This is a genomic window from Corynebacterium sp. LaCa_70 (genome assembly GCF_058182015.1).
Genome location: NZ_CP190914.1, coordinates 326,607 through 350,515, shown reverse-complemented (window position 1 = coordinate 350,515; position 23,909 = coordinate 326,607). Strand labels below are relative to the sequence as shown.

Genomic DNA, 23,909 nt, shown 5'->3' with positions numbered 1-23,909 from the left:
ATGGATCCAGAGTTGTATACCACGCTGCTGATCATCCCCGGATTACTGATCAGCGCGGCCTTGGCAATCACAGTGTGGCGCATTATCGTCGGGCCGAATTCGCTGGACCGGCTCATCGGGCTGGATGGCATGGTCGCGATGATGCAATGCGCAGGTGCCACGTATATCGCGTGGAGCTCTAATTCCACCGTGGTCTACGCCATGATGGTCATCGCGATGCTGGCGTTTATTTCCACCGTGGCCGTCACGCGTTTCCGCAAAAGGGATGTGAGTTAACCATGAATTGGGCTTTGCTTGCCGACGTCGTCTCCCTGGTGTTACTCACCGTGGGCGCGTTTTTCGTCTTCTCTGCCGCAGTCGGTGTCGCACGATTCCACGACACCATGTCGCGGGTGCACGCGGTGACGAAACCGCAGACCGTCGGGTTGATCATGTGCATCGTCGGCGCGGGTATTCATTTACCGGCGGCTGATTACAACACCGGTTGGCAATCCGATATCGGAGTGCTGTTCTTGCTGGTGATTTTCGCGCTACTGACCAGCCCGGTTACCGCCCAGCGTCTGGGCCGCATCGGGCGTCGTGAAGGTTTGTATGGCGCGGATGCCGCGATGTCGCGCAATGATCGGCCAGCGAAGCGCACGCTGCGTAAAAAAGACCCGCGTAAAAATTAATCCATAATTAAACCTTGCAGCAATAAGGGGCTCTCAAGGTGAGCAACAATAGCCGTTCTTCCTCTCTATGGAATTGGCCACTATGGGCACTTCCGTTCCTGGAAATTCTACTGATCGTCGCACTACAACTCACAGCGTGGATCTACTGCTCGCTCAATGACTGTGCAGAAGGCGTCACCGATTTCACCACCGGCGGCAGCTCTTTGTGGTGGTGGCAGCTCATGAGCGTGTTCGCCATCGTCGTCAGCATTATTTTCGCCGCATTCCCGCTCCGCAGTCATCTACCAGAAGTCGGCTTATTACTCTGGTCCGTTTTTACGTGGTCACTACAGTTGTGGGCCTTTAACCAAGACCTAGTCGATAACTACGACTTACAGTTGCTCCTGTACCCAGTCTCGGAATCCTGGCGGGTCGGTATCATCGCCGCAGTAAGTTTATTCCTCCGGAAGAGCCTACTCAAACGGCGGTTAAGCAAAAAGGCAGCTGTCCCCAGCAGCTAGTGGCCGCCTAGGGGCCGCGAGCCAGCATTATGCTAGGGGCCGCCAGGTACTCATTTCCTCCGCGGTGGCCTCCACAACCTTCTTCCAATCTCCCCCAGCTTGCGCGAAGCGCTGCCGCTGGCGTTGGTAACCAGCTCCCTTATCGACGATCTCACTGACCAGCTGCAGCTCGCGGGCACATCCCAATTCTTCCGCGATCGGGGCGAGTTGTTCGACCAGATCCGCGAGTTCGTCTTTGACCCAGCGCTCGTGCGTATCCCGGGAGGTAATCACCAGCGCGTCCAAGCCGTAGCGAGCAGCGCGCCATTTGTTTTCCGCGATATGCCACGGCTGCAGGCTCGGCAGCTGATTGTTTGTGTCGGCGTCGGCACGCTGCTCATCCAGCATCCGGTCGTAGTAGACCACCAAACAATGCGTGAGCGCAGCGACGGCGGACAACTCGCGCAGGTTCGAGGAGGCATCTGAGACCCGCACTTCGATCGTGCCCCATTTGGAGGCCGGGCGGATATCCAGGTGCATCGAACCGGTGTGGCTGATCACCCCGGATGCCGCCTGGTCGCGCATATAGCCCTGCCATTGTTCCCAGGTGTTAATCGCCGGTGGCAGGCCCGCCGTCGGCAGCTGTTGGTACAACATGGTGCGGTTGGAGGCATAGCCAGTATCGATGCCATCCCAGCCCGGCGAGGATGCGGACAGCGCCAGCAGGTGCGGGAACTTCGTCATCATGGCGTTGATGATCGGCCACACGCGGTCTTCGTGGCTGATGCCGACGTGCACGTGTGTGCCCCAGATCAACATTTGGCTGCCCCAGTATTGGGTGCGCTCGATGATCTCGGCATAGGTCATCTTCGCGCTGACGGGGTTGGTGCGGAAATCCGAAAACGGGTGGCCGCCCGATGCCCACAACACCAGGCCGTGGTGCTCGGCCGCCTGGCGGATGACGGCAAGATCCCGGTCGAGCTCGGCCACGGCCTGCGGGATGGAGTCGCAAATGCCGGTGACCAGCTCAATTGTGTTTTGCAGGAATTCTTTTTCCAGGTGAATATCCGGCTGAATCTGCTGCGCCGTCGCGATTACGGCTTCGGCCTGGTGCGCCAGATCCCAGGTTTCTGGGTTGATCAGCGCAACTTCCCACTCGATGCCGACGGTGGGTTTCGGCGAGCGTTTGAAGACTTCCGTGCCCGCTGCAGGCGTATTCGCCATTAGATAGAGACCTCTCCGATAAGAACCATGGTCAAACCATTATTATCGGTAGCTTCGCGTGGTAGGTAATCCATGTTTTCGCGGGCGACGCCGCCGACGCGATCGGCGAGTTCGCGGGCGCGTTGTTCTGCGGCAGCGTTGCCGGCTGGGAAGAACACGGTGTTTTCGCGCAGCACCTTTTCGCCGCCGGGCAGGTTGCCGGATTCGCGGGTTTTTTGGCCTTCGCGTTCCAGGGATTCGGTCACCCGGTGGGCCAGGCCTGACACGGTGGAGTTGTTCAGTACGGTGACGTCAAAAGTTTGTGGGGCCCCAGCGCCCGAGCCAACTCCGGCACCAGAACCTGCACCACCAGAGCCTTGACGACGCTCACCCGGCGCGGGTGCGCCTTCTGGGCGTGCGCCATCATGAGCCGTACCTTCTTCGCCGTTGTGTCCGGCGGCGTCTGGGTGTGCACCATCGGCATGGTCAGCATGCTCACCGTCAGCATGCTCACCTTCGCGGCGGTCGCCGTCAGCAGGCGCACCGTTCTGGTTGTTGCCGCCGTTGGCGCCATCGGCACCGTTGGCTGCGGATTCCTGCGCGTTGTTGGCAGTATTTGTCGCAGTGGTCTCATCCGAGCTGGTCAGCGCGAAAATTCCCCATAGCCCCAACAAGATGGCCACAGAAATCAGAACCATCGCTAGCCCGCGCAGGGGGAGTTTGGAGCCAGCAACACCAGCGCCCCCAGCTGCTCCCGCAGCGCCGCCGGCAGAGCCCGCGCCAGCACCGGCACCGTTCGCGTCCGATTTGTTCATGTTCGCCTCATCACCGTGGTTTACATTCGTCACACTAGCCACTCTAATCTTCAGTGGCCCCAGAACTGGTCACGGCACGCCGATTACGCACCCGACGCAAGCGTTTTACCAACAACGGATATTCCTGCATCGCGGGGGCATAATCCAATAAAATATTCAGCCGCCGGTAATAACGCACCGGGCTCATCCCTAATTCGGCGCGAATGGCTTCTTCTTTCGCCCCGGCGGCCCTGGGCGCGCGTGCGGTGAAATCCAAAAGCTCCCTGTCACGATCGGAAAGGCCACCGTCTGTGAGCGTTTGGTGATCGGTCATAGTTAAACTGTAAGGCATGACTGTGCGCCCCATTGTTATCCACGGCGATCCCGTGCTGCATAACCCCACGACTGTTGTCGATACCCCGCTGGATACCCCAGAAATCCAGCAGCTCATTAAAGACATGTACGAAACCATGGACGCTGCCCGCGGCGTCGGCCTGGCGGCCAACCAAATTGGCGTCGGGCTGCGCATTTTCGTCTATGGTTGCCCAGATGTCGACGGCCCAGACGGCAGCGATAAGCCAGACGGTGGCATGCGTCGTGGTTGCGTGATCAACCCAAAGCTGGAGACCTCCGAGATTCCCAAGACCATGCCTGCCGACGACGGCAGCGACGACGAAGGTTGCTTGTCCGTCCCGGGCGAGGGCTTCCCGACGGGCCGGGCAGACTGGGCTCGGGTGACCGGACTGGATGAAAATGGTGAGGAAATCTCCATCGAAGGCTACGGCTTTTTCGCTCGCTGCCTGCAACACGAGGTGGGCCATTTGGATGGCTACCTGTACACCGACGTGCTGACCGGCCGTTATAAACGCGCCGCGAAAAAGGCCATCAAGGCCAATGGTTGGACCACACCGGGCCTGACCTGGATGCCGGGCGAGGACCGCGATCCTTTCGGCCACGACGAGCGGTAATCGCGTATGAACCACCCCCACGCTCCACGCAGCACGAAGTCCCGGATTTTCCGCAGCGATGAGGTTTCTCTCGGCGATCGCGTCATCGTGCGCCGTGCGCTGGGCAACCGCAATGCCCCGGTTTATTCGGATGTCACCGGGCACGTGGTGGAGCTGGATCCGTTGGTGGTACGCCCACAAGAAATCGGTGGCTTCCCCTCGGAGAAGCCTTCGGTGCACATCGCCGACGAAGAGATTTATGTGATCAAACGCCTCTCGCCACGCCGAATCCGCAATTCGGAAATCCGCGCGGTTGAAGAGGCCACGGCGGCGGCATTCCCGGGCATTCACAACCGGGTTTCTGCTGATGGCCAGTGGCTGATGCGCGCGGGCGATGGCATCACGGAGCGTTCCAACTCCGCGGTGCCGTTGGGGCGTTCGGCGGGTTTTGTGCCGGTGCCGATTGCCGAGATTTTTGCTTTTTATCGCGAGCACAACCTGCCGCCGCGGCTGCTGATCCCCGAGCGTATTGGCGCTCCCGCCGAGCGCCTGTTGCGCAGTGCCCCGGAAGGCCAGTGGGATCTTGGCCCGGAGATTCTGGTCATGACCCGTTCGCTTGCCGACGCCGAGGTGGACGCATACCAAGCACCCGCCGCGCCTGCGCCGCGAGCACAACCTGCACCGAGCACGCCAGCACCTGCACCAGGCACACCAGGCGTCGACACGCTCATCTTCCGCGTCGACGACACCCCGGACCAGGAATGGTTTGACCTGTATACATTCCGCGGCACCGCGCTGCCGCAACACGCGCTGCAATTGCTCGCTGGGCGGATCGATGGCGAGATGGGCTTTGCCCGCCTGTTGGAACCAGAAACCGGCCGGACAGTCGCAATCACCCGCGCCACACTGACAGAATCCGAAAGCGGCGAAAAATGGCTCGGTTATTCCGCGGTCCAGGTCGCCGAAGATTGGCGCCGCCGCGGGCTGGCTACCCGCCTGGGCGCGGACATGCTGGCGTGGGGCGCAAGCCGCGGGGCGGATTCGGCGTATCTGCAGGTCATTTCCACCAATACCCCGGCGATTTCTCTGTACCACAAGCTGGGTTTCATCGAGCATCACCGCCACCGCTGCGCCACCTGGCTTGGGGCTAGCCCACAGTAAGCGTCGGCACGCCTGCGCGCGTAAAATAAAGCGCCATGCGGATCGCTAACTGGAATGTGAACTCAATTCGCACGCGCACCGAGCGTGTCCTGGATTTTTTGCAGCGCCACAACATTGACGTGTTGGCGGTGCAGGAAACCAAGTGTGCGGATGACAAGTTCCCGTACCAGGCTTTCGAAGATGCCGGTTACCACGTCGCCCACTGCGGTTTTCACCAGTGGAATGGCGTGGCTCTGATTTCCCGGCACGAACTCCACGATATCCGCCGCGAGTTCCCTGGCCAGCCGGGATTTCACAAAGATCCCGACGAACCGCAAAACATTGAGGCCCGCGCGATCGGCGCCCGTATCGGCGATACTGACACCGAGGTCTGGTCCCTGTACGTGCCCAATGGCCGCGAGATCACCGACCGCCACTACGAATACAAGCTGTTTTGGCTCTACGCGCTGCGCGATTATGTCCGCGACCAGCTTGCCATTGCTGCCGACAAGAAAATCCTGCTCACCGGTGATTTCAACATTGCCCCGCGTAACGAGGACGTGTGGGACCTGCGCGTTTTCGATGGCGCCACCCACGTGACCGAGCCGGAGCGCGCCGCTTTCCAGATGTTGGAGGAAGCCGGCACCCGGGAAATCACCCGCGAGCTCACCGAATCCCGCTATACCTACTGGGATTACACCTCCATGCGCTTTGCCAAGGGCGAAGGTATGCGCATCGACTTCCAGCTGGCGTCACCGCAACTGGCGAAACAGGCCCGTGCTGGGTTCGTGGACGTCGACGAGCGCCACGGCAAAGGTGCTTCTGATCACGCACCGGTGGTGGTGGATTTCCAGGCGAGTGATTTCGACGAGGTTCGCTAAATCGTGGAACCGGCGCTGTCTATCGATGTGACGTGGTGGCAGGCCGCGTTTTTTATCCTGGATTACACCATCAAGATCCTGGCGGTCGGCTTCGTGCCGGAGGGGCGTCGTCCGTCGTCGTCCACGGCCTGGCTGTTAGCGATTCTGCTGATCCCGTTTTTGGGCCTGCCGCTGTTTTTCCTGATGGGCTCGCCGTTTATCAACCGGCGTCGCCACGAGGTGTATAAAAACGCCAATGCGCAGCTCAACGACGCCCAGAAGCAGTTGCCGGATATGCCGCCGCATCTGGGCCAGTCCCGCGAAGTCGCGTCCGTGATCGCCTTGAATCGCCGCCTGACGGGGTTTCCGGCCGTCATTGGCGATCAACGTGGCCTGCTCGCCGATTATGACCAGGCCATCAAGCGCATGGCGGAAGTCATCGACACCGCCACCGACTACGTGCACGTGCAGGTTTATATCCAGTCCTGGGATGAGACCACCGACGTGTTTTATCAGGCGCTTGCCGACGCCGTCGCCCGCGGGGTGAAGGTGCGGCTGTTGTTTGATCAAATCGGTAGTGTGAAATACCCGGGCTACCACAAGCTGGGTAAACGCTTGGACGCGATTGGCGTCGACTGGCATTTGATGCTGCCGCTGCAGCCATGGAAATGGCGTTTTCGTCGCCCCGACCTGCGTAATCACCGCAAGATCATCGTCGTCGATGGCAAGGTCGGTTTTATGGGTTCGCTGAACCTGATTGATCGCAGCTACCGGATCCGAAAAAACGTGCGCGCTGGGCGCCAATGGATTGATTACATGGTGGAGCTGGCCGGGCCGATCGTCACCTCGATGGAATCGGTATTTGCGATTGACTGGTATTTGGAATCCGATGAGGTGCTCGACCTGGAAAAGCAGCCCAACGGCACACAGTCTGCACCATCCGCGCAGTCTTCTGCTCTCACACAGTCTGCACCATCCCAGTCGGCTGCCCTTCCCCAGCCGGAAAGCATCCATGATGCCAACGTCGTGCAGATGATCCCGTCGGGGCCGGGCTATAGTTCCGAGCCGAACCTGCGCATGTTCAACCAAGTGGTCCACCACGCAAAAAACCGGCTGGTGCTGTGCTCGCCGTATTTCATCCCTGACGAATCCCTGCTGGAGGCCGTGACCAGCGCGGCATTTCGTGGCGTACGCGTCGAACTCTATGTATCGGAACGCGCGGATCAGTTCATGGTGCACCACGCACAATCGTCGTACTACCAGACGCTGCTGGAAGCCGGGGTGCATATTTACCAATTCCCTGCGCCATACGTGCTGCACTCGAAATTCGCGTTGGCGGATCCGCAGGATAATCACTGCGAGGGCATCCACGCGGTAGGCATGCTCGGCTCGTCGAATATGGATATGCGTTCTTTTGGTTTGAACTACGAGTCGACGCTATTTGTGGTTTCAGGTTCGCTCATTGATGATCTCAACGAACTTGCCGCCACCTACCGTTCCGTGAGCCGCCCGCTCACGCTGGAAGAATGGGAAAAACGCGGGTTCTTCCGCCGCTACATCGATAACGTCATGCGGCTGACCTCTGCGCTGCAATAACGCCCCCAGTCCAGGGTCTAGAGTCTAGCCCAGTTTTGCCAGCGCGTTGCGCAACGTCGGTAAGGACTCCGCAAACGGGGCCAGCAAATCCAGTTGTTCCAGCTCGTCGATCGGTACCCAGCGCAGATCATCGGATTCCGCGTTCGGGAAAGTCTGCAGCTCGCTGCCGTCGGCGGTTGTCGCCAGCACCGTCGTATAGGTCCACTCCCCGGCCAGCTCCGGACGCTCGGGATCACCCGGCAATGGGCCCGCGGTCACGATTTCCTGCAGCACCGTGACATCGGCTTCTTCGATACCGCATTCTTCGAAGGTTTCCCGCACCGCGGCCTGGCTGGCACTTTCGTGGCCATCCCGTGCGCCACCGGGAATGCCCCAGGTGCCTCCTTGGGAGGTCCACGGGGCACGCAGCTGCATCAACACCGTGGAATCGCCAGACAACAAAAACAGCCCGGCAGCACCGAAGCGTCCCCACAACTTACTGCCGTTCGGCCCGGCTGCCCAGCCGTCACCACTGCCTCGGTGAGTACTCGGCCGGTGAGTAGGTGCTTGGGTGCGTGCCCGTTCTGTGCCTACCCGATCTGCGCTTGCCCGGTGTGTATCTGACATGCCGCCTATTTTAGTAGCCCAGCGCACATAGTGTGCGTTAGTCTAGGGTAATGAACGGTCACAGGCCTGCGACGAGCCTCGATCGCCCCGTCGATGTAGATGACTCAGAAGATGAGGTCTCGGCACATTTCGCCCGCCCCTCTGCTGGTCCGTCGCTGCGCGTCGAAGCCGTCCCGGCGCATGCCCAAGATCACTGGCTCGACGAAGCCGAAACCACTGACGCTCCCGGGATGTCATTCATACGGCGCTTTTTCCGCTCCTCATTTTCGGGTTCCACGCAGATCATCACCCGCGTTTTCGGTTTTTTTGGCACCACCCCGGGCAAGATGGTCGTCGGCATGATTGTGCTCACCGCCGCGCTGCTGGCCGCGGGGTTGTCGATGGCCAATTCCGTGTCTAACCGGCAATCCGAGCTCAACCATTTGTTGACCTCCACCGAACCCATGAGCAATTCGGCGCACAAGCTGTACATGTCGCTCTCGCTGGCAGATACCATCGCCACCACCGGCTTTGTGCAAGCTGGCGTGGAACCAGAAAACACCCGCGAACAGTATTTGCGCGCGATTGATTCCGCCGCGGCCGAAGCCACCTCGGCCGTGCTGGATTCTGACGACGACGAAGAATACCTTCGCCAACTGGCCGTGCAGATCCAACGCCAACTACCGGTCTACACCGGGTTGGTGGAAGCCGCGCGCACCAATAACCGTGCTGGCAATGCCGTCGGCGCTGCGTATATGTCGAATGCCTCGGCGATGATGCGCGATGAGATCCTCCCCGCAGCAGCTTCGTTGTTCCGACTGTCCAGCAACAATGTTTCTGAGCAGCAGGATCAGCTCACCCGTCCGCAGTGGGTGCCGTTATCCGGGCTGGTCGCCGCCTTGCTGTTTTTGGGGCTCGCACAGTATTGGCTGTGGCGTATCAGTCGGCGACGTTTTAACCGCGGTTTCGCCGCCGCGACTGTAATGATGGTGGTGGCGCTGCTGTGGGTGTCCGGCACGAATGTGTACACCTGGCATTTGGGCAACCGCGGTTTTACTGAAGCTTCCACCCCATGGGATTCCCTAACCCAGGCCCGCATTGATGCCCAGCGCACCCGCACCGAGGAAATTTTGGCATTGGTGCAGCGCCGCACGAATTACAACCCGTCGTTGGAGTTTTCTTCCACCAACAAGCATATTTCTGCCGCATTGGATGATTACAGCAATTCTTCTGCGTTGCGGACCGCCGCCGAAACATCCGCTGACGAGGAAGTCGTCGACGGCGTCTCCAGCGACGACGCCGCGGACTCATCCACCATCGACGAGGCCCGCACCGCTTTGCAAGAATGGGATGAGGCCAAAGCGCACCTGCTGCGCGCGCTCGATTCCGGTAATTATGAACAGGCCTTGGCCTTGGCGACGGATTCCACGATGGGTGCTCAGGGGTCTGGCGCTGACAGCACTGGCACAGCAGGCTCCGGCACCAACCAAACAATGAGTTCGGCTGCCGCCTTCGAAAAACTCGATGCCGCCTTGGCTACGTTGATCGCAAACGCGCGTGATTCCATGCGCTCGTATTTAAGCGAAAGTTTGGCCGCGCTGAACTTGGTCGCTGCCGCCGTCAGCCTGTTGTCCTTGCTGTCGGTACTGGCAATCTGGCTCGGTATTCGGCCAAGGATGGTGGAATACCTATGATCGCGCCCAAACGCCGCACGGCTCTTGTTGCCAGCATCACCACGCTCGCAGTGGGCCTTTCCGCCTGCACCACCCCGGATTTCAATACCCGAAAAAACTCGCTGGATCTCCCCCGCGATACCAGCAGCCTCGTCCCGCTGCCCGCCGGGGCCCGTCTCGAGGAAGCCGGCACCCGCCGCGGCGTCGAACTCAAAGAACAACCTCTACGCGGCTCATTGGAACCCGATCACCGCACCGCCGCCGAGCGCATCCCCAAAATCGTGGAACGCGGCTACCTCATCGTCGGCATTCAACAATCGCAAAACCTGTTGTCTTTCCGCGACCCCACCACCGGCCAGCTCTCCGGTTTCGAAGTCGACTTAGCCCACGAGATCGCCGAAGATATTTTTGGTGACCGCAACGCCGTCGATTTCCGCTTTGTCGAATCACAAAACCGCGTGTACACGCTACAGACCGGCAAGATTGATTTCTTATTGTCCACACTGACTATCACCCCGGAGCGCCAACAAGAGGTGGAATTTTCCACGCCGTACTTGTCGACGAATACCCGGCTGCTGGTCAACCGGAATTCGAATGTCGGCCGGTTAGAGGATTTGGCAGACCGCACCATCTGTGTGACGGATAATTCCACCGGCATCAACCTCGCACGGCTGCATGCCCCGGAGGCTGATATTTTAAAGGTCGTGACCTGGGCGGATTGCCTGTACGCGATGCAGCATAACCAGGCTGACGCGATACTTGTCGACGATGTGATTCTTTCCGGACTAGAAATCCAGGATCCATACACCGAGATCGTCGGCCCGGCCGCGGATTCCGATATTTACGGCGTCGGCATGCCTAAGCCACCGCGCAGCTCGGATGCGCAGGCCATCGCGGAGGCAGAAGGCCTGGTGCGCCAGGTTAATTCCACGCTGGAGCGCATCCGTGACGACGGCACGTGGTGGGAGCTATTCCGTCATTGGTTCGGCGGACGCTTGTCGACGCCTGGCCCGCCGCCAGTGAACTACCGGCCAGAAAATGCTGGCGACCACGCTGATGCAGGGACGGTGACACAGTGACTGAGCACATTGATCGATCGAACAAGACTTCAGACAAAACCAAGGCCGAGCAAACCCAGGACACTCAAGCTACCGAAGCCACCGCAGTTCCGGAAGCTGAACCAGCGACGTCCGCGGTGCCGTTCGACCCTTTCGCAGACGACGATGATGACTATGCCTTCGCTGACGGCGCCAGCACCGGCACCGGCGCTGCGCACTACCCCGGCCCGCGCGAGGACGGCGATACCTCATCGGTGGAGGTTAGTCTTGACCAAGACAATATCGCTTCCTTGTTGCAGGACCTGCAGAAAATCCGCGACGAAAAAGCCCAGCAGGCCCAACAATCCCAGCAGAAAAAACCGCTGGAAGATACTTCCACGCGCGCGCGTCGGCAAGCATTATCCACTTTCCGCAAACGCCGTCGCACCCAGCGCACCGCCCGCGCGGTAGCCGACCGGATGGTGCGTCTGCCTTTCGTCGTACCGACAGACCCGCAAGAAGCACTCATTGACCCGCACGAGGCCATCGAGAAGAAAAAGATCCCGGCGCCGCAATTGGAGCCCGGCGATATCGTCGCCCAGCAATACGAGATCCTGGGGGTCATCGCCCACGGCGGCATGGGCTGGATTTACCTAGCCAACGATCATTTTGTTTCCGGGCGCATCGTGGTGCTCAAGGGCATGCAATCGCAAAAATCCGCCGAGGAAACCGCCGCAGCAGAAGCCGAGCGCGAATTCTTGGCTGATATTACCCACCCGGGCATCGTGAAGATTTTCAATTTCATTGACGACGAGCGCGTACCCGGTGGGTTCATCGTCATGGAATACGTCGGTGGCCCCTCACTGCGGCATCGGCGGAATTCGCAGCCCAATCACGTCGTCGCCATCGATATCGCGATCGCCTATATCCTGGAAATCCTACCTGCGCTCGAATATCTCCACGCCCGCGGGGTGGTCTATAACGACTTGAAGCCGGATAACATCATCATCAGCGAAGACCAGGTGAAAATCATCGACCTGGGCGCGGTCTCCGGTATTGGTGCTTACGGCTATATCTACGGCACCAAGGGTTTCCAGGCCCCGGAGGTGGCCACGAAAGGCCCGTCCATCGCCAGCGATATCTATTCCATCGGCCGCACCTTGGCGGCACTCACCCTCAATCTTCCTTCGGAAGACGGCATTTATTTGCCCGGCCTGCCCGGCCCGTCGGAAGAACCTACCTTGCGGCGTTACCTGTCGTTTTATCGCCTGCTGCAGCGCGCTACACACGAAGACCCGGAGCAGCGGTTTTCTTCCATCGAAGAACTACGCACCCAGTTGTACGGGGTGTTGCGTGAAGTCATCGCCATTCGTGACCGCATCCAGCACCCGGCACAGCACTCGCTGTTTTCGCCGCAACGAACCACGTTTGGCACCAAGCACGTGGTCTTCCGCACAGATCAGTTAATCGACGGCATTGAGCGTTCCGTGCATATCACCGCCGCGGAGGTCGTTTCTGCCCTGCCGGTGCCGCTGATTGATCGCAGCGACCCAGGTGCTTCGATGCTGTCGGGCTCATCATATACCGAGCCGCAAGAAGCCCTGGAAACGCTACGTCAGGCGATGCACACTAACGAATACGTTGGTTCCCGGGAAATCCCTTTGGGCGTGGTACGCGCGATGCTGGATTTGGGCCTGACCACCCAAGCGCGCGAATGGTTGCGTTCGTTGGAAGAAAACATGGCCAAAGACTGGCGTTTTCGCTGGTATTCCGGGGTCACGGCGACGTTGTTGGATGATTACCGGGATGCACAGGATCATTTTTCGTCGGTGATGTTCTTGCTGCCCGGCGAGGCGGCACCGAAGCTGGCTTTGGCTGCGGTCGACGAATTGCTGCTGGAGGAACAAGGCCGCAACCATTTGAATTTGATTCCACCGGAATTGTCGCGGGCGACCACAGGCATCCCGGATTCATTGTCGAATATCCCGAATGAGTTTTTCTTGCAGCGCCCAGAAATTTGGGAGCACCGCACCGAAGATCCCGTTGCGCTGCGTTTTCATGCGCTCCGGCTGTATTCCATCGTCTGGGAGACCAACCCGGCGACGGTGTCCTCGGCGTTCGGTTTAGCACGTCAGCTTATGGCTGAGAATCAGGTGGAGCTGGCGGTGCGGGTGCTGGACCGGGTGTCGCCGGCGTCGCGGCATCACCGAATGGCAATCATGACGACGATCTTGCAGCTGCTAGCTAGCCCGTTGAATGAGCCGTATATTCGCCGTGCCGCACGGCGTTTGGAATCAATTCCGACGAATGAGCCGCGCTATTTGCAGATCAAAACTGCGGTGCTGACCTCCGCGTTGAATTTTTTGCGTGCCGAGGATCTGGAGCAATCGGCCTCGCCGCACGAGCTTTTCGATCACACGTTTAGCCAACACGGCTTGCGCTCTGGTTTGTACGACACGCTGCGGGCCCAGGCGCGGGTGGCGCCGTTCCCGCGGCACCGCTACGCACTGGTGGACCTAGCAAATATGATCCGCCCAGTGACGTGGTTTTAGGCTCGTGATTCGCTGGTGCCATCAGCATCGGCAGGATGATCGTTACCCCGCTGCTGGGCCTGCTCATCGCGGGCAGGGCTATTCGTATTCGACGCGTCTGCCCCATCTGCGACGGTATTGCCGGAGGTGTCAGCACTCTCAGCGCCCTCAGCGCCCTCAGTGCTTTCTGCATTCTCAACACCATCAGCACCCTTGGTGCCGTCTGCGTTCGCAGCGCCACCTGCACTCTGAGCGCCATCAGCACTCGCAGCATCATCAGCCCCAGCCGCTAAACCAGCCCCGGCATCATCAGGTTCGATGGTGATCTGCATGCCAGCTTCGCGCGCTGCCAGGTGCGCGGCATCGGTGTTATCCGCAGTGGACAACACCACGCCCATGCGTCGACCCGGATAGCTCCCGGCTTTGCCGAACAACACCACGGACGTCTCCGGGTGTGCAAAGGCCTCTTCTAGCCCGCCGTAGGATAAGTTCTCCGCATCCACTTCCGAACGCAACATGCGCGCAGCCCCCGGGGACGTCAGCGTCACATCAATGGGTAGGCCCAGAATCGCGCGTGCGTGCAGATCAAACTGCGAATAGCGCTGCGTGGCCATGGTAACCATGCCGGTATCAGTTGGCCGCGGCGACACCGAGGAGAAATAGACATCGTCGCCAGCAATGAACAATTCGACGCCGTACACGCCGCGCCCGCCCAGCTCATTCGAGATACGTGCGGCAACCGAGCGCGCATTCTCCAGCGCAACCTGGCTCAGCTGTAGCGGCTGCCAGGAATCAATCAGCCCGCCGTCGCGGTGATCATGCCCGATCGGCTCGGCGAACCACGTGGCCATCTGCCCGGTCGCCGGATCAATCGAGCGCACCGCCAGCAGGGTGACTTCAAAATCAAAATCGACGAAGCGTTCCACGATCACGCGGCCGTCGAAATGCGCCTCCGAGGAGGCGGTTTCCCAGGCCTCGTTGATGTCATCACCGTAGCGCACGACCATGTGCCCGCGTCCGTTGGACGTCACCGCCGGTTTCACGATGGACGGGTAGCCCATCTCATCCAAAATGGTTTTCAGTTCTTCCGGGCTGGAGGCGAAATCATAGGCGGTCGTCGGCAAGCCTAATTGTTCTGAGGCGGTACGACGGATGGCTTCGCGCTCCATGGTCAACTCGCAGGCGCGCGCCCCGGGCACCACGACAGCGGAGCTGGCTTCTTCGATCTCGCGCAGCGCTTCCACCGCGACGATCTCCACTTCCGGGATCACATAATGCGGGTCAATGCGCTTGGCCAGATCCAATACGGCCTCCGCATCCGTAACATCTGCCACGTAGGAGTACTGCGCGACCTGGTGGCCCGGCGCGCCATTGCGCTTGTCGACGGCGTGGATTTCCAAGCCCAGGCGCTGGAAGCTGATCGCTAACTCGCGGCCAATTTCGCCGGCCCCGAGCAGCAGCACGCGGGTGGCGTTTGGGGTCAGCGGTGTGCCAATCGTGGCACCAGCTGGCGCATCAGGCGTGTTTTCAGTCATGACAGCCTATTTTCCCGCCAGCACGTCGTGGCGCACGATGGTTTGCTCACGTGACGGGCCGACGCCGATATACGACATGCGCGTTCCAGAGAGTTCTTCCAGGCGCAGCACATAATCTTGCGCGCGTTGCGGTAGCTCTTCAAAGGTGGAGCAACCGGTGATGTCTTCGTCCCACGCCGGCATCTTTTCGTAGATCGGTGTGGCGTGGTGTACTTCGGACTGCGAGACCGGCATTTCATCGTGGCGGACGCCATCAACATCGTAGGCCACACAGATGGGGATCTCCCCGATACCGGTGAGTACGTCAAGTTTGGTGAGGAAGTAATCGGTGAAACCATTAACGCGGCTGGCATAGCGCGCGATGACGGAATCATACCAACCGCAGCGGCGGCGTCGGCCAGTGTTCACGCCAACCTCACCGCCGGTTTCCTGCAGGTAGTTGCCCCATTCGTCGAAAAGTTCCGTCGGGAATGGGCCCGCGCCGACGCGGGTGGTGTACGCCTTGATGATGCCCAGGGAAGTAGCAATGCGGGTCGGGCCAATACCGGAGCCGACGCACGCGCCACCTGCCGAAGGATTCGACGAGGTCACAAACGGATAGGTGCCGTGGTCGACGTCCAGCATGGTAGCCTGGCCGCCTTCCATCAGGATGTGCTTACCGGCTGTGAGCGCCTCATTGAGTTCGCGCTCGGCATCAATGACCATCGGGCGCAGGCGCTCCGCGTAAGACAGGAAGTAGTCGACAACCTCGTCGGCTTCGATAGCTTTGCGGTTGTACATCTTCACCAGCATCTGGTTTTTCACATCCAGTGCCGATTCCACTTTTTGCCGCAGGATGGACTCATCAAAAATATCCTGCACGCGGATGCCGACGCGGGCGACTTTGTCCTGGTACGTCGGGCCGATACCGCGGCCGGTGGTGCCGATCGCGCGCTTGCCCAAAAAGCGTTCTTGCACCCGGTCGAGTGTCTGGTGGTACGGAGCAACCAGGTGTGCGTTGGCGGAAATCTTCAGCCGCGAGGCATTCGCACCACGGGCTTCCAGGCCGTCAATCTCTGCAAACAGTGCTTCCAGGTTGATGACGACGCCATTGCCCAGCACCGGGGTGGCGTTTTCCGACAAGATACCCGCCGGGAGCAGTTTGAGCTCGTATTTCTCACCGCCAACGACGACGGTGTGGCCGGCGTTGTTGCCGCCGTTGGGCTTGACGACGTAATCCACCTGGCCGCCCAAAATGTCTGTGGCTTTACCTTTGCCTTCGTCGCCCCATTGGGCGCCGACGATGACGATCGCTGCCATACCTACCTCATCACTTCCCTGCGGTCAGTAGTTTGATCAGCCTCATAGCCTACTAGGTATTGCCCCACCTGCGATAATTTTTTGTGTCGTCAGATACGATTCTTGGCATGCGTGTGCTGATTCTGCGCTGCGGGCAGGCCGCAGCCGAGCTAGTTTTGCCCGCCACCTTGCATCGTTCTGCCGGTGTGGAAATTTTTTCACTGCCTGCTGTGCCCGCTCGGGGCGATCTGAAATTTTTATCCGATCACACCACGGAATTGCTGCCGGTTGATCCGACTCCTTCGCTGGAAGAAATCCAAGCGCAGCCGCGCGTCGAGCACCAGGCTGCCCCGCAACTGGCGCCGCAACAGCCGGTGATGCCGCTGCGGATCATCGTGCTTGGTTCGGATGCTGCCTTGTCGGCGGTACTCACCCGGTTGATGCGGGCGGATGCCTTGTGGCCACAGATCGGGTTCGTCCCGGTCACAGATGCTGCACGCGATGACGAAAGTACCGCCGCGCGAAATTGGTCCCTTCCCACTGATCCAGCCGCCGCACTCAAGCTGGCGCTGACCGGCGAGGTCAAACCCGTCCCGCTGATCCGCAACGACGCCGGGCAGGCCGTAGCTGGTTCAGCCACCATCACCCAATGGGATGGCGGGGCCATGACCGGCGAAATCATTGTCGACGACGCCACCTTAGTACAGCAGGATGCGCGGGGACTTGCCGACGGCAGTAGCGCTGGCAGCGGCGGTGCCACGGCTTTTGGTGCGCGCTTGGTTCCGATGCTGAGCGCACCGGGCATCGCTGCGGCAGCGCACACCGCGCAAGAAAAACCGCGCGGCCTTTTTGCTCGTTGGCGCAAGAACAAAGGCACCACCCAAGACGCCGACGCCAACGTCGGCAAGCTGGATCCCAGCACGCTGGTCACCGGACGCGCGGTGCAAGCCGGCGGCCCAGAAATGGCGGTGCACGTCGACGGGGTACGTAGCCCACGCCCGCAAAAGCGTGTGACTTTTTACCGGCACCTGCGGGATCTACAAATCATCCGGCCATGAGTTCCGGGCACGCTGCACGCGCTGCACACCCTACTCCTTGTGTGAGCCCTCGGATTCGTCGTAACGATCCGCCGCGTTGTGCGCATTGTCCTGGATATCCTCAATCTCCCAGACTTCCGGCGGATAAGCCGGCGTCGACGAGGTCGGTGCCAGCACCGCGGCGGCAGACTCCCGAGACATACCAGAGACCATCAGCAGGTCCACGGTCAAAAAACGCACCTGCGACAGGATGGCGTATTCCGAAAGCACGGGATCATCACTAATCACAGAAAGATCCGTCCGCGCACCAATAATGCGCAAACGGTTGACGATGCCCGGGATCTCGTGGGCTTGGCTCACGCGCGCGCTGGTTTCATAAATTTGCGACAGCTCCAGCGCGATCTCTGCCAACTCATCGATGATATTGATCAACCTCGGGGTGATTTTGTCCCCGTCGACGCTCAAGACCATGCAGCGCCGGGCCAACACACGCACGTTACGGGTGGCATTGTCGACGGGTGTGAGGATGCGCTCGATGGAACGTAAGTGTTTGCGTGAGCCCCACCGAAACGGTGACACCCCCGCGATTTCACGGCCAGAAGCCGTGGCTTCTAGCATGTGGTCAATATTTGATTGCGTGCCGCGGACCTGCTGGAGCGCGTCTTCGATACGTTCCGAATCCCCTGCTTCCGCGCCTTCTGCCACATCGTGCAGCACCGAAGAGGCAACAGAAAGCACCTTGGCGATTTCATGCCGGGCATCCCGCAGCGCTGAGTTGGGGATCAACGCGATGGAAATGATTCCGATCACCGAGCCGATAGCTGCGTCGATGATGCGTTCAGTGCCGCCGCCTTGCGGCATGATCGTGGCGATCAGGATCGCACCGATGGCCACCTGGTTGCTGACCAGCAGAGATTTCGATAAAAACGCCGCCACCGTCAATGAGATCGCCACCCCGGCGGCAATCTGCCAGTCACCGGTGCCCAGGGTATGCACCAATAACTGGCCCACGCCCACGCCCACGACACCAGCGACCGACATCTCCACGGCTTTGTTCAGGCGATTGCCACCGGAAATACCGAGTACCACCACCACGGAAATCGGCGCAAAAAATGGGACCGCGTGCCCGAAAAACGTCTGCGCAACCCAAAACGCCAAACCTGCGCCGAACGCCGCTTGCACAATGAAGATGAAACGTTTGCGCACGCGTTGCAGGCGCGAAGTCAGCGAATAGTCTAAATGCCGCAGCCGTTCGCGGGTGGAGATCCTGTTAGTTGCCATAGGCGCCGTGACTACCTGAGAAATGCGAAAAGCGCAGCTTAACGCGCGGTGGTCTGCCCCGCAGAGCGCAGCACCTGGCAAGATTCAATGACGCGATCAGCCATGGAGCGCTCTGCCTTCTTCAGGTAGGAGCGTGGATCGTATACCTTCTTGTTGCCCACTTCGCCATCAATCTTGAACACGCCGTCGTAATTGCTGAACATGTGGCGCGCGACCGGGTTGGTGAAGGCATATTGCGTATCGGTGTCAATATTCATCTTGATCACGCCATAACGCAGGGATTCTTCGATCTTGGAAGCCTCCGAGCCGGAACCGCCATGGAAGACATAATCGAAGGGCTGGGAGCCGTCGGCAAGCCCCAGCTTCTTCGTGGCGACCTTCTGGCCTTCGTCCAATACCTCTGGGCGCAGCTTCACGTTGCCGGGCTTGTAGACGCCGTGCACGTTGCCGAAGGTGGCGGCCAACAGGTAACGGCCGTTTTCACCAGTGCCTAGCGCGTCGACGGTCTTTTCAAAATCCTCCGGGGTGGTGTACAGGTTAGCGCCCGCCTTGGCTTCCACGCCGTCTTCTTCACCGCCGACGACGCCGATTTCCACCTCGAGAATGATATTCGCTGCGCGCGACTGTGCCAGCAGCTCCTGGGCGATCTCCAGGTTCTCATCAATCGGGATGGCGGATCCGTCCCACATGTGGGACTGGAACAGCGGCAGCTGACCAGCGTCGACGCGCTCGCGGGAAATCTGCAACAGCGGGCGCACGAATTCATCCAGCCGCTCTTTCTGGCAGTGGTCCGTGTGCAGCGCGATATTCACGCCGTAGTGCGAGGCGGCCTCATGAGCGAACGCAGCCAAGGCCTTCGCGCCAGCAACTTTGTTCTTCACTGCCTGGCCGGAACCGAATTCCGCACCACCGAGAGAAAACTGGATGATGCCGTCGGACTCGGCCTCTGCAAACCCCTGTAGTGCAGCGTTGATGGTCTCGGAAGAAGTGCAGTTGATCGCGGGAAAAGCGAATTGCTCCTTCTTCGCGCGGTCGAGCATCTCGTTATAAACCTCAGGGGTAGCGATAGGCATAAAACATCCTCCAACGTTGGATCTGCAGTCTCGAAGACCAATTATGCCTGAGTCAACGCTAACCTGCAGCCGTATCGCCTTCCGCCAGGGCAACCCGGGCCATCGCTTCTAACGCCATCCAGCCAGATAACTGCACCGATAAATCTCGTTCTGCGATGCGCACAACGCCGACTTTCTCGCGAATCGACATGGGCCCCAACCCAAAGTTGTGCGGCAACAGCGCATCACTGGTCCAGTCCGTGGCAAAAACCGGCAGCCCGTCGACTTCCAAACGGTGGGTCCACACCGATTCCGCCGAGGCCCGCACCAGCCGCGTCGCAAGCTTGCGGGTAGCCCGGTTCGCCGGGGAATCATCGGGTAAACGCACCGCGACGTCGGCAAGATAGCGCAGCAAAATACCTTTGAACAGACCGCCATCGCCATCACCGGTGTCCCAGTCGATCACGCCCGCCGGGGTAGCCATATGCTGGGAAATCGCGTGCACCAAACTACGGATCCGGCTGATATAGGGCATGGCTTCATCGGCACGCTCGGCCTCATGCACCGACTGAATATCTTCCAAGCTGTGGATGCCGTGTTCCGCGCGCAGCTTGAGGGCAATTTCCAGGCTGGCTCCGAGCATCACGCCCTGGCAATACGGGTGAATATCGCGCACGATTTCCGGGCCATGCATCCGCATGCGCATCCCATCCATGATCAGCCCGTCATCATTCTGCAGGTTGTCAAAGACCCAATCGACGATGTGGATGGCTTCTTTCCAATACCCTGTGCGCGCCAGCATGATCGCCACCGGGCCATTGGTGGGCACGTTATAAAACGTCGAACGGCTATCGCGCCAGGGTGCTACCCCAAGCGTTGTATCCAACCCGGCGCGCAGATTGGTACGTAGAGCATTCAACTGCGGCGGGGTGCCCAACTTGTCCGCTTTTTCCACGCGCCCGAAGGCCAGTGCCAACCAGGCCTTATCGTCGTAATATTTGTTGCGCTCCAGACCGCGCAACTGCCGCAGCTTGATCCCGCGCATGGTATTCGCGATGCGTTTGCTGCGGGTTTTCGTCGGCTGGCGCAGCGCGGCATCAACCTGACAGTCCAGGTAGTGCGCCTGCCACCAGTAATGCCAATGGATAAATAGGCGTTCTTTGAATAACGCGGGCCAGCTCACCCGGGCAAGGTTGGTGCCCGGCACAGACCAGACTGGGCCGGCATGCCGGTCGTTAATGGCGGTCTCTGCGAGATCCGCCCGGTGGGACCATTTTTCTTGCACTATTATCCCATCACTAACTGGGCTTATTCACGGGGCTATTACTAGGCGCTGCTACCGAAAATTCGATCATCTGTAGCATACATCACGAATATATAGTGATGCGCTAGTGATTTCACTGCCCCGCTGACACCGACACGCCTACCAGGCCTGATCCAGATCCGCGTGCTGCCGCACCCACGCGTGCATCGCAATCCCAGCAGCCACCCCGGCGTTGATGGAACGCGTCGAACCAAACTGCGCAATCGAACACGTCATCACCGACGCCTGGCTGGTTTCCGCACTCACCCCAGGGCCTTCCTGGCCGAAAACCAGCAAACAGCGCCGCGGCAACTCGGCAGTTTCCAACGGCACGCACCCAGGCGTGTTATCGATGGCCACGACGGTTAGACCATTTTCTGCTGCCCAGGCCATGAGCGTGGCGACGTCACTGTGGTGCTGCAGATGCTGGTAGCGGTCGGTGACCATCGCCCCACGGCGGTTCCAGCGCCGCCTGCCGACGATATGCACCGTGTCCACGGCAAAAGCATTCGCCGTGCGCACCACCGTGCCGATATTCGCATCGTTTTCGAAATTCTCGATCGCGATATGCAGCTCATGCCGGCGAGTATCGATATCTTCGATGATCGCCTCGCGCTTCCAATACCGGTAAGCATCGACGACGTTGCGCCGGTCACCTTCGGCAAGCAGCTCCGGATCTAAGCGGGGATCATCCGGCACCGGGCCTTCCCACGGCCCGACGCCATGCCGACCTTCTGCCCATTCCGTCGGGCCTTTGTGCTCCGGCGAACTAGCGCGCTCTGGGGTGCTCGTTGCTTCGTTCTCGGCCATTACAGACCCAGGTCATCCAAGCCCAACAGGCTGCGATATTCCAGGCCTTCGGCGCGGATGGCATCGGCGGCACCGGTAGCGCGGTCCACGACGGTGGCTACGCCAACGACTTCCGCGCCAGCTTCACGCAGTGCAGCAACAGCAGTCAACGGGGAATTACCCGTGGTGGTGGTATCTTCCACAACCAGCACTTTCTGTCCCTCGACATTGACGCCTTCGATGCGGCGCTGCATACCGTGTTTTTTCGCTTCTTTCCGCACCACGAATGAATCGATCGGGCGGCCGTCGGCATGCATGATCGAGGTGGCCACCGGGTCCGCGCCCAAGGTCAGGCCACCGGCGGCAACGTAGTCCCAGTCCGCGGTTTTTTCACGCAACAACGAGCCAATCAGGCCGGAGGCCTCATGGTGCAGCGTCGCGCGGCGCAGGTCCACGTAGTAATCGGCCTCTTTGCCGGATGACAAGGTTACGCGCCCGTGGACAACGGCAAGCTCACGAACGAGTTCGGCCAGGCGGGACAGGTCTTGGGTTTTCTCAGTCATGGCTACCACTGTAGTCATCACCAAAAATCGACGGCCCGGCAGACAGGTCGCGTTTCACGTGCGGGTGTTTCCGATGGCCACTCTCATCTGGCTTGTCGACGCCGTCGGCAATGGCATCTACTTCGTCGACACCCAACGCGTATGGTTCCAGGTAGCCGCGGGCATCGGCTTTGCTGCGAGTTGGCAGTTCCACAGGTTCGCTGGGGCGTTGCACCGGCGGATGATCCTGCGGGTCCGGGACGACACGCAGCGGCTGATTATTCTCGAAGACCGGGGGCTGTTTCGGACCCATCATCCGGGTGGGATCCGCCCCGTCGAATTTTAAAATTTGCTTTGCCATCGATCGTGGGGGTAACACGCGGGCGGCGTCGGCAAGCAGCCCTAGTGGCGCCAGCATCTCATCCCAGTCCGCGGCGTGGGAGCCTTTATCGGTTTGCGCCAGTACCCAATCGGATTCGATCCACACCGCGGTGACGATCTCCGGCAGGTTGTCGCAGGCGGTGACCACGCGGGCGTCGATCATGCGGCTAGCGACGGCGGCATCGGTGGCATAGGCCGTGAAATCTCCGATGTGTCCGACCTCCAGCAGGTCATCAAAACCCGCTTCGTCGGTGGTGCGGTCAGTGCGCTGGTCACGGTCCGCACGACGGAAATCCACGACAATTTCAGTCGCCGCCCCGGTGCGCATGGCCATGACGTTCACGCCGCCGAGATCCATCAACACCATCTCGTGGCCATAGGCCGAACCTTGCACGATATCTTTCGGCGCCGCCCCGCCAGCAGCGGCACCGCGGGTCCACTCATCAACGAGGTAATCGTCGTGCTTGGCAAAGCTGAACCCGTTCTTTTCTGCCCACTGCCGACGCTCTCGGCGCAGTGCGCCCGGGATGATGGAATCGCGGCGTGGGCCGGCTGGCTTGGCGACGGGGGTTGGGTGTTGTTCTAGTTCTGGCTCTAGCTCGGGCGCGGGCTCAGGCTGTTGTTCTGGTTCTGGTTCTTGCCGTGGCTCAGGTTGTTGTTCTACATCTGTTTCTTGCTCAGGGAGCGCGGAATCGTCGGTTAAAGCATCGGCAGCGTCGACAGCATCGTCGGCTTCCTCGGTATCCCCGACGCTTTCGTCGGTTTCGACGGTTTCGTCGTGGTAATCGTCGGCAAGCACGTCATCGGCGATCGGTTCGCCGTCCAGTGCATCATCGGCGGCCGATTCGCCGTCCAGCACATCATCATGTTGTGGATCATGTTGTGGCAGCTGTTCCGCGGTCGCGAGTTCTTCATCATCTAGGACTCGCCCCCGGATCGGCACGTCGCCATAGCTGGCTTGGGCGGACCATTCAGCGTGTTCTTCCGTAGTGCCTGGCTCGTCGGAAATGGGCTCGTCAGAAAAATTATCGTCGGCAAGCGCAGCACCAGTGGTGGTGCGGCCTTCCTGCTCCGCTGACTCCACGGCAGCAGGCGAATCCTGGTGCTGGGTACGGCGCTGCTTCGAATCCAGGTACCACAAAAATACGGCTGCGGCCCCGGCGATGACGGCCAGAGTTAGTAGAACATACGGCAT

At 60.1% G+C, this 23,909-nt stretch carries 23 protein-coding genes; 11 read left to right on the top strand and 12 right to left on the bottom strand.

The window, feature by feature from the left end; genetic code table 11:
* Genes ACP8MI_RS01540 through ACP8MI_RS01530 form a run of 3 tightly spaced genes read left to right on the top strand, consistent with a single transcriptional unit; the run spans window position 1 to window position 1,171 of the window.
* Window positions 1–276: a monovalent cation/H+ antiporter complex subunit F gene (locus tag ACP8MI_RS01540; RefSeq protein WP_018120770.1), complete on the top strand. Its 276-nt coding sequence runs from the start codon at window positions 1–3 to the stop codon at window positions 274–276.
* Window positions 277–278: 2 nt separating this feature from the next.
* On the top strand, window positions 279–671 hold the full coding sequence (locus tag ACP8MI_RS01535; protein ID WP_018120769.1) for a monovalent cation/H(+) antiporter subunit G: 393 nt from the start codon (window positions 279–281) through the stop codon (window positions 669–671).
* Window positions 672–709: 38 nt separating this feature from the next.
* Window positions 710–1,171, top strand: a complete 462-nt coding sequence (locus ACP8MI_RS01530) for a hypothetical protein (RefSeq protein ID WP_049150375.1) — start codon at window positions 710–712, stop codon at window positions 1,169–1,171.
* Between the two features lie 27 nt (window positions 1,172–1,198).
* Here the strand turns inward: ACP8MI_RS01530 and ACP8MI_RS01525 are convergent, their stop codons facing one another.
* Genes ACP8MI_RS01525 through ACP8MI_RS01515 form a run of 3 tightly spaced genes read right to left on the bottom strand, consistent with a single transcriptional unit; the run spans window position 1,199 to window position 3,481 of the window.
* Window positions 1,199–2,374: a glutamate--cysteine ligase gene (locus ACP8MI_RS01525; RefSeq protein ID WP_049150377.1), complete on the bottom strand. Its 1,176-nt coding sequence runs from the start codon at window positions 2,372–2,374 to the stop codon at window positions 1,199–1,201.
* Window positions 2,374–3,201, bottom strand: a complete 828-nt coding sequence (locus ACP8MI_RS01520; RefSeq protein WP_152671682.1) for a LytR C-terminal domain-containing protein — start codon at window positions 3,199–3,201, stop codon at window positions 2,374–2,376. The genes ACP8MI_RS01525 and ACP8MI_RS01520 overlap by 1 nt, the downstream gene beginning before the upstream one ends.
* A 10-nt stretch (window positions 3,202–3,211) precedes the next feature.
* Complete coding sequence (locus ACP8MI_RS01515) at window positions 3,212–3,481, bottom strand: DUF3263 domain-containing protein (RefSeq protein WP_018120765.1); 270 nt, start codon at window positions 3,479–3,481, stop codon at window positions 3,212–3,214.
* A gap of 16 nt (window positions 3,482–3,497) precedes the next feature.
* Here ACP8MI_RS01515 and ACP8MI_RS01510 point away from each other — a divergent pair, with 16 nt between their 5' ends.
* The 4 genes from ACP8MI_RS01510 to ACP8MI_RS01495 are packed head-to-tail and all read left to right on the top strand — an operon-like array spanning window position 3,498 to window position 7,690.
* The gene (locus ACP8MI_RS01510) at window positions 3,498–4,115 is read left to right on the top strand and encodes a peptide deformylase (protein WP_018120764.1); all 618 of its coding nucleotides are present in this window, start codon (window positions 3,498–3,500) and stop codon (window positions 4,113–4,115) included.
* Between the two features lie 6 nt (window positions 4,116–4,121).
* On the top strand, window positions 4,122–5,255 hold the full coding sequence (locus tag ACP8MI_RS01505; RefSeq protein ID WP_049150381.1) for an N-acetylglutamate synthase, CG3035 family: 1,134 nt from the start codon (window positions 4,122–4,124) through the stop codon (window positions 5,253–5,255).
* A gap of 35 nt (window positions 5,256–5,290) precedes the next feature.
* A complete protein-coding gene (locus ACP8MI_RS01500) occupies window positions 5,291–6,115 on the top strand; it encodes an exodeoxyribonuclease III (RefSeq protein WP_018120762.1) in 825 nt (274 codons plus the stop codon).
* A gap of 3 nt (window positions 6,116–6,118) precedes the next feature.
* The gene (locus ACP8MI_RS01495) at window positions 6,119–7,690 is read left to right on the top strand and encodes a phospholipase D-like domain-containing protein (protein WP_049150383.1); all 1,572 of its coding nucleotides are present in this window, start codon (window positions 6,119–6,121) and stop codon (window positions 7,688–7,690) included.
* Between the two features lie 24 nt (window positions 7,691–7,714).
* Here the strand turns inward: ACP8MI_RS01495 and ACP8MI_RS01490 are convergent, their stop codons facing one another.
* A complete protein-coding gene (locus tag ACP8MI_RS01490) occupies window positions 7,715–8,296 on the bottom strand; it encodes an NUDIX domain-containing protein (RefSeq protein WP_144736563.1) in 582 nt (193 codons plus the stop codon).
* A 50-nt stretch (window positions 8,297–8,346) separates the two neighbouring features.
* Between ACP8MI_RS01490 and ACP8MI_RS01485 the strand changes: the two genes are divergently transcribed.
* The 3 genes from ACP8MI_RS01485 to ACP8MI_RS01475 are packed head-to-tail and all read left to right on the top strand — an operon-like array spanning window position 8,347 to window position 13,537.
* Window positions 8,347–9,969, top strand: coding sequence for a GlnX family signal transduction membrane protein (locus tag ACP8MI_RS01485; RefSeq protein ID WP_049150385.1), 1,623 nt, complete (start codon window positions 8,347–8,349; stop codon window positions 9,967–9,969).
* Window positions 9,966–11,027 carry a glutamate ABC transporter substrate-binding protein gene (locus tag ACP8MI_RS01480; protein WP_049150387.1) on the top strand — a complete coding sequence of 354 codons (1,062 nt, stop codon included), beginning with the start codon at window positions 9,966–9,968 and terminating at the stop codon, window positions 11,025–11,027. The genes ACP8MI_RS01485 and ACP8MI_RS01480 overlap by 4 nt, the downstream gene beginning before the upstream one ends.
* Window positions 11,024–13,537, top strand: a complete 2,514-nt coding sequence (locus ACP8MI_RS01475; RefSeq protein WP_053084971.1) for a serine/threonine protein kinase — start codon at window positions 11,024–11,026, stop codon at window positions 13,535–13,537. Before ACP8MI_RS01480 ends, ACP8MI_RS01475 begins: the two co-directional genes overlap by 4 nt.
* Here the strand turns inward: ACP8MI_RS01475 and purT are convergent.
* Together purT and ACP8MI_RS01465 are read right to left on the bottom strand one after the other, a co-directional pair.
* Window positions 13,534–15,051 (bottom strand): formate-dependent phosphoribosylglycinamide formyltransferase, encoded by a 1,518-nt coding sequence (gene purT, locus ACP8MI_RS01470; protein ID WP_065420355.1) that lies wholly within the window; start codon window positions 15,049–15,051, stop codon window positions 13,534–13,536. The two genes, ACP8MI_RS01475 and purT, sit on opposite strands and share 4 nt — an antisense overlap.
* Window positions 15,052–15,057: 6 nt before the next feature.
* Window positions 15,058–16,350 carry an adenylosuccinate synthase gene (locus tag ACP8MI_RS01465; protein WP_018120755.1) on the bottom strand — a complete coding sequence of 431 codons (1,293 nt, stop codon included), beginning with the start codon at window positions 16,348–16,350 and terminating at the stop codon, window positions 15,058–15,060.
* 107 nt (window positions 16,351–16,457) lie between these two features.
* On the opposite strand from ACP8MI_RS01465, the gene ACP8MI_RS01460 reads away from it, so the two are divergent.
* Window positions 16,458–17,387, top strand: coding sequence for a diacylglycerol kinase family protein (locus tag ACP8MI_RS01460; protein WP_018120754.1), 930 nt, complete (start codon window positions 16,458–16,460; stop codon window positions 17,385–17,387).
* A gap of 30 nt (window positions 17,388–17,417) precedes the next feature.
* Here ACP8MI_RS01460 and ACP8MI_RS01455 read toward each other — a convergent pair whose 3' ends face one another.
* From ACP8MI_RS01455 to ACP8MI_RS01430, 6 genes are all read right to left on the bottom strand, one after another.
* Window positions 17,418–18,647 carry an FUSC family protein gene (locus ACP8MI_RS01455; RefSeq protein WP_018120753.1) on the bottom strand — a complete coding sequence of 410 codons (1,230 nt, stop codon included), beginning with the start codon at window positions 18,645–18,647 and terminating at the stop codon, window positions 17,418–17,420.
* A gap of 38 nt (window positions 18,648–18,685) precedes the next feature.
* Window positions 18,686–19,720 (bottom strand): class II fructose-bisphosphate aldolase, encoded by a 1,035-nt coding sequence (gene fbaA / locus ACP8MI_RS01450; RefSeq protein ID WP_018120752.1) that lies wholly within the window; start codon window positions 19,718–19,720, stop codon window positions 18,686–18,688.
* 58 nt (window positions 19,721–19,778) lie between these two features.
* Complete coding sequence (locus ACP8MI_RS01445) at window positions 19,779–20,984, bottom strand: glycoside hydrolase family 76 protein (protein ID WP_049168134.1); 1,206 nt, start codon at window positions 20,982–20,984, stop codon at window positions 19,779–19,781.
* 138 nt (window positions 20,985–21,122) lie between these two features.
* Complete coding sequence (locus tag ACP8MI_RS01440) at window positions 21,123–21,812, bottom strand: TrmH family RNA methyltransferase (RefSeq protein WP_147578738.1); 690 nt, start codon at window positions 21,810–21,812, stop codon at window positions 21,123–21,125.
* Complete coding sequence (pyrE, locus tag ACP8MI_RS01435) at window positions 21,812–22,354, bottom strand: orotate phosphoribosyltransferase (RefSeq protein ID WP_049150391.1); 543 nt, start codon at window positions 22,352–22,354, stop codon at window positions 21,812–21,814. Before pyrE ends, ACP8MI_RS01440 begins: the two co-directional genes overlap by 1 nt.
* On the bottom strand, window positions 22,347–23,909 hold the full coding sequence (locus ACP8MI_RS01430; RefSeq protein ID WP_239211228.1) for a type III secretion system chaperone family protein: 1,563 nt from the start codon (window positions 23,907–23,909) through the stop codon (window positions 22,347–22,349). The genes pyrE and ACP8MI_RS01430 overlap by 8 nt, the downstream gene beginning before the upstream one ends.

Bases quoted from the DNA above. Each gene is read 5' to 3' on its own strand.
- ACP8MI_RS01540 (WP_018120770.1), top strand. From the start codon at position 1: ATGGATCCAGAGTTGTATACCACGCTGCTGATCATCCCCGGATTACTG.
- ACP8MI_RS01535 (WP_018120769.1), top strand. From the start codon at position 279: ATGAATTGGGCTTTGCTTGCCGACGTCGTCTCCCTGGTGTTACTCACC.
- ACP8MI_RS01525 (WP_049150377.1), bottom strand. From the start codon at position 2,374: ATGGCGAATACGCCTGCAGCGGGCACGGAAGTCTTCAAACGCTCGCCG.
- ACP8MI_RS01515 (WP_018120765.1), bottom strand. From the start codon at position 3,481: ATGACCGATCACCAAACGCTCACAGACGGTGGCCTTTCCGATCGTGAC.
- ACP8MI_RS01510 (WP_018120764.1), top strand. From the start codon at position 3,498: ATGACTGTGCGCCCCATTGTTATCCACGGCGATCCCGTGCTGCATAAC.
- ACP8MI_RS01505 (WP_049150381.1), top strand. From the start codon at position 4,122: ATGAACCACCCCCACGCTCCACGCAGCACGAAGTCCCGGATTTTCCGC.
- ACP8MI_RS01500 (WP_018120762.1), top strand. From the start codon at position 5,291: ATGCGGATCGCTAACTGGAATGTGAACTCAATTCGCACGCGCACCGAG.
- ACP8MI_RS01490 (WP_144736563.1), bottom strand. From the start codon at position 8,296: ATGTCAGATACACACCGGGCAAGCGCAGATCGGGTAGGCACAGAACGG.
- ACP8MI_RS01485 (WP_049150385.1), top strand. From the start codon at position 8,347: ATGAACGGTCACAGGCCTGCGACGAGCCTCGATCGCCCCGTCGATGTA.
- ACP8MI_RS01480 (WP_049150387.1), top strand. From the start codon at position 9,966: ATGATCGCGCCCAAACGCCGCACGGCTCTTGTTGCCAGCATCACCACG.
- purT (WP_065420355.1), bottom strand. From the start codon at position 15,051: ATGACTGAAAACACGCCTGATGCGCCAGCTGGTGCCACGATTGGCACA.
- ACP8MI_RS01465 (WP_018120755.1), bottom strand. From the start codon at position 16,350: ATGGCAGCGATCGTCATCGTCGGCGCCCAATGGGGCGACGAAGGCAAA.
- ACP8MI_RS01460 (WP_018120754.1), top strand. From the start codon at position 16,458: ATGCGTGTGCTGATTCTGCGCTGCGGGCAGGCCGCAGCCGAGCTAGTT.
- ACP8MI_RS01455 (WP_018120753.1), bottom strand. From the start codon at position 18,647: ATGGCAACTAACAGGATCTCCACCCGCGAACGGCTGCGGCATTTAGAC.
- fbaA (WP_018120752.1), bottom strand. From the start codon at position 19,720: ATGCCTATCGCTACCCCTGAGGTTTATAACGAGATGCTCGACCGCGCG.
- ACP8MI_RS01440 (WP_147578738.1), bottom strand. From the start codon at position 21,812: ATGGCCGAGAACGAAGCAACGAGCACCCCAGAGCGCGCTAGTTCGCCG.
- pyrE (WP_049150391.1), bottom strand. From the start codon at position 22,354: ATGACTGAGAAAACCCAAGACCTGTCCCGCCTGGCCGAACTCGTTCGT.
- ACP8MI_RS01430 (WP_239211228.1), bottom strand. From the start codon at position 23,909: ATGCCGTATGTTCTACTAACTCTGGCCGTCATCGCCGGGGCCGCAGCC.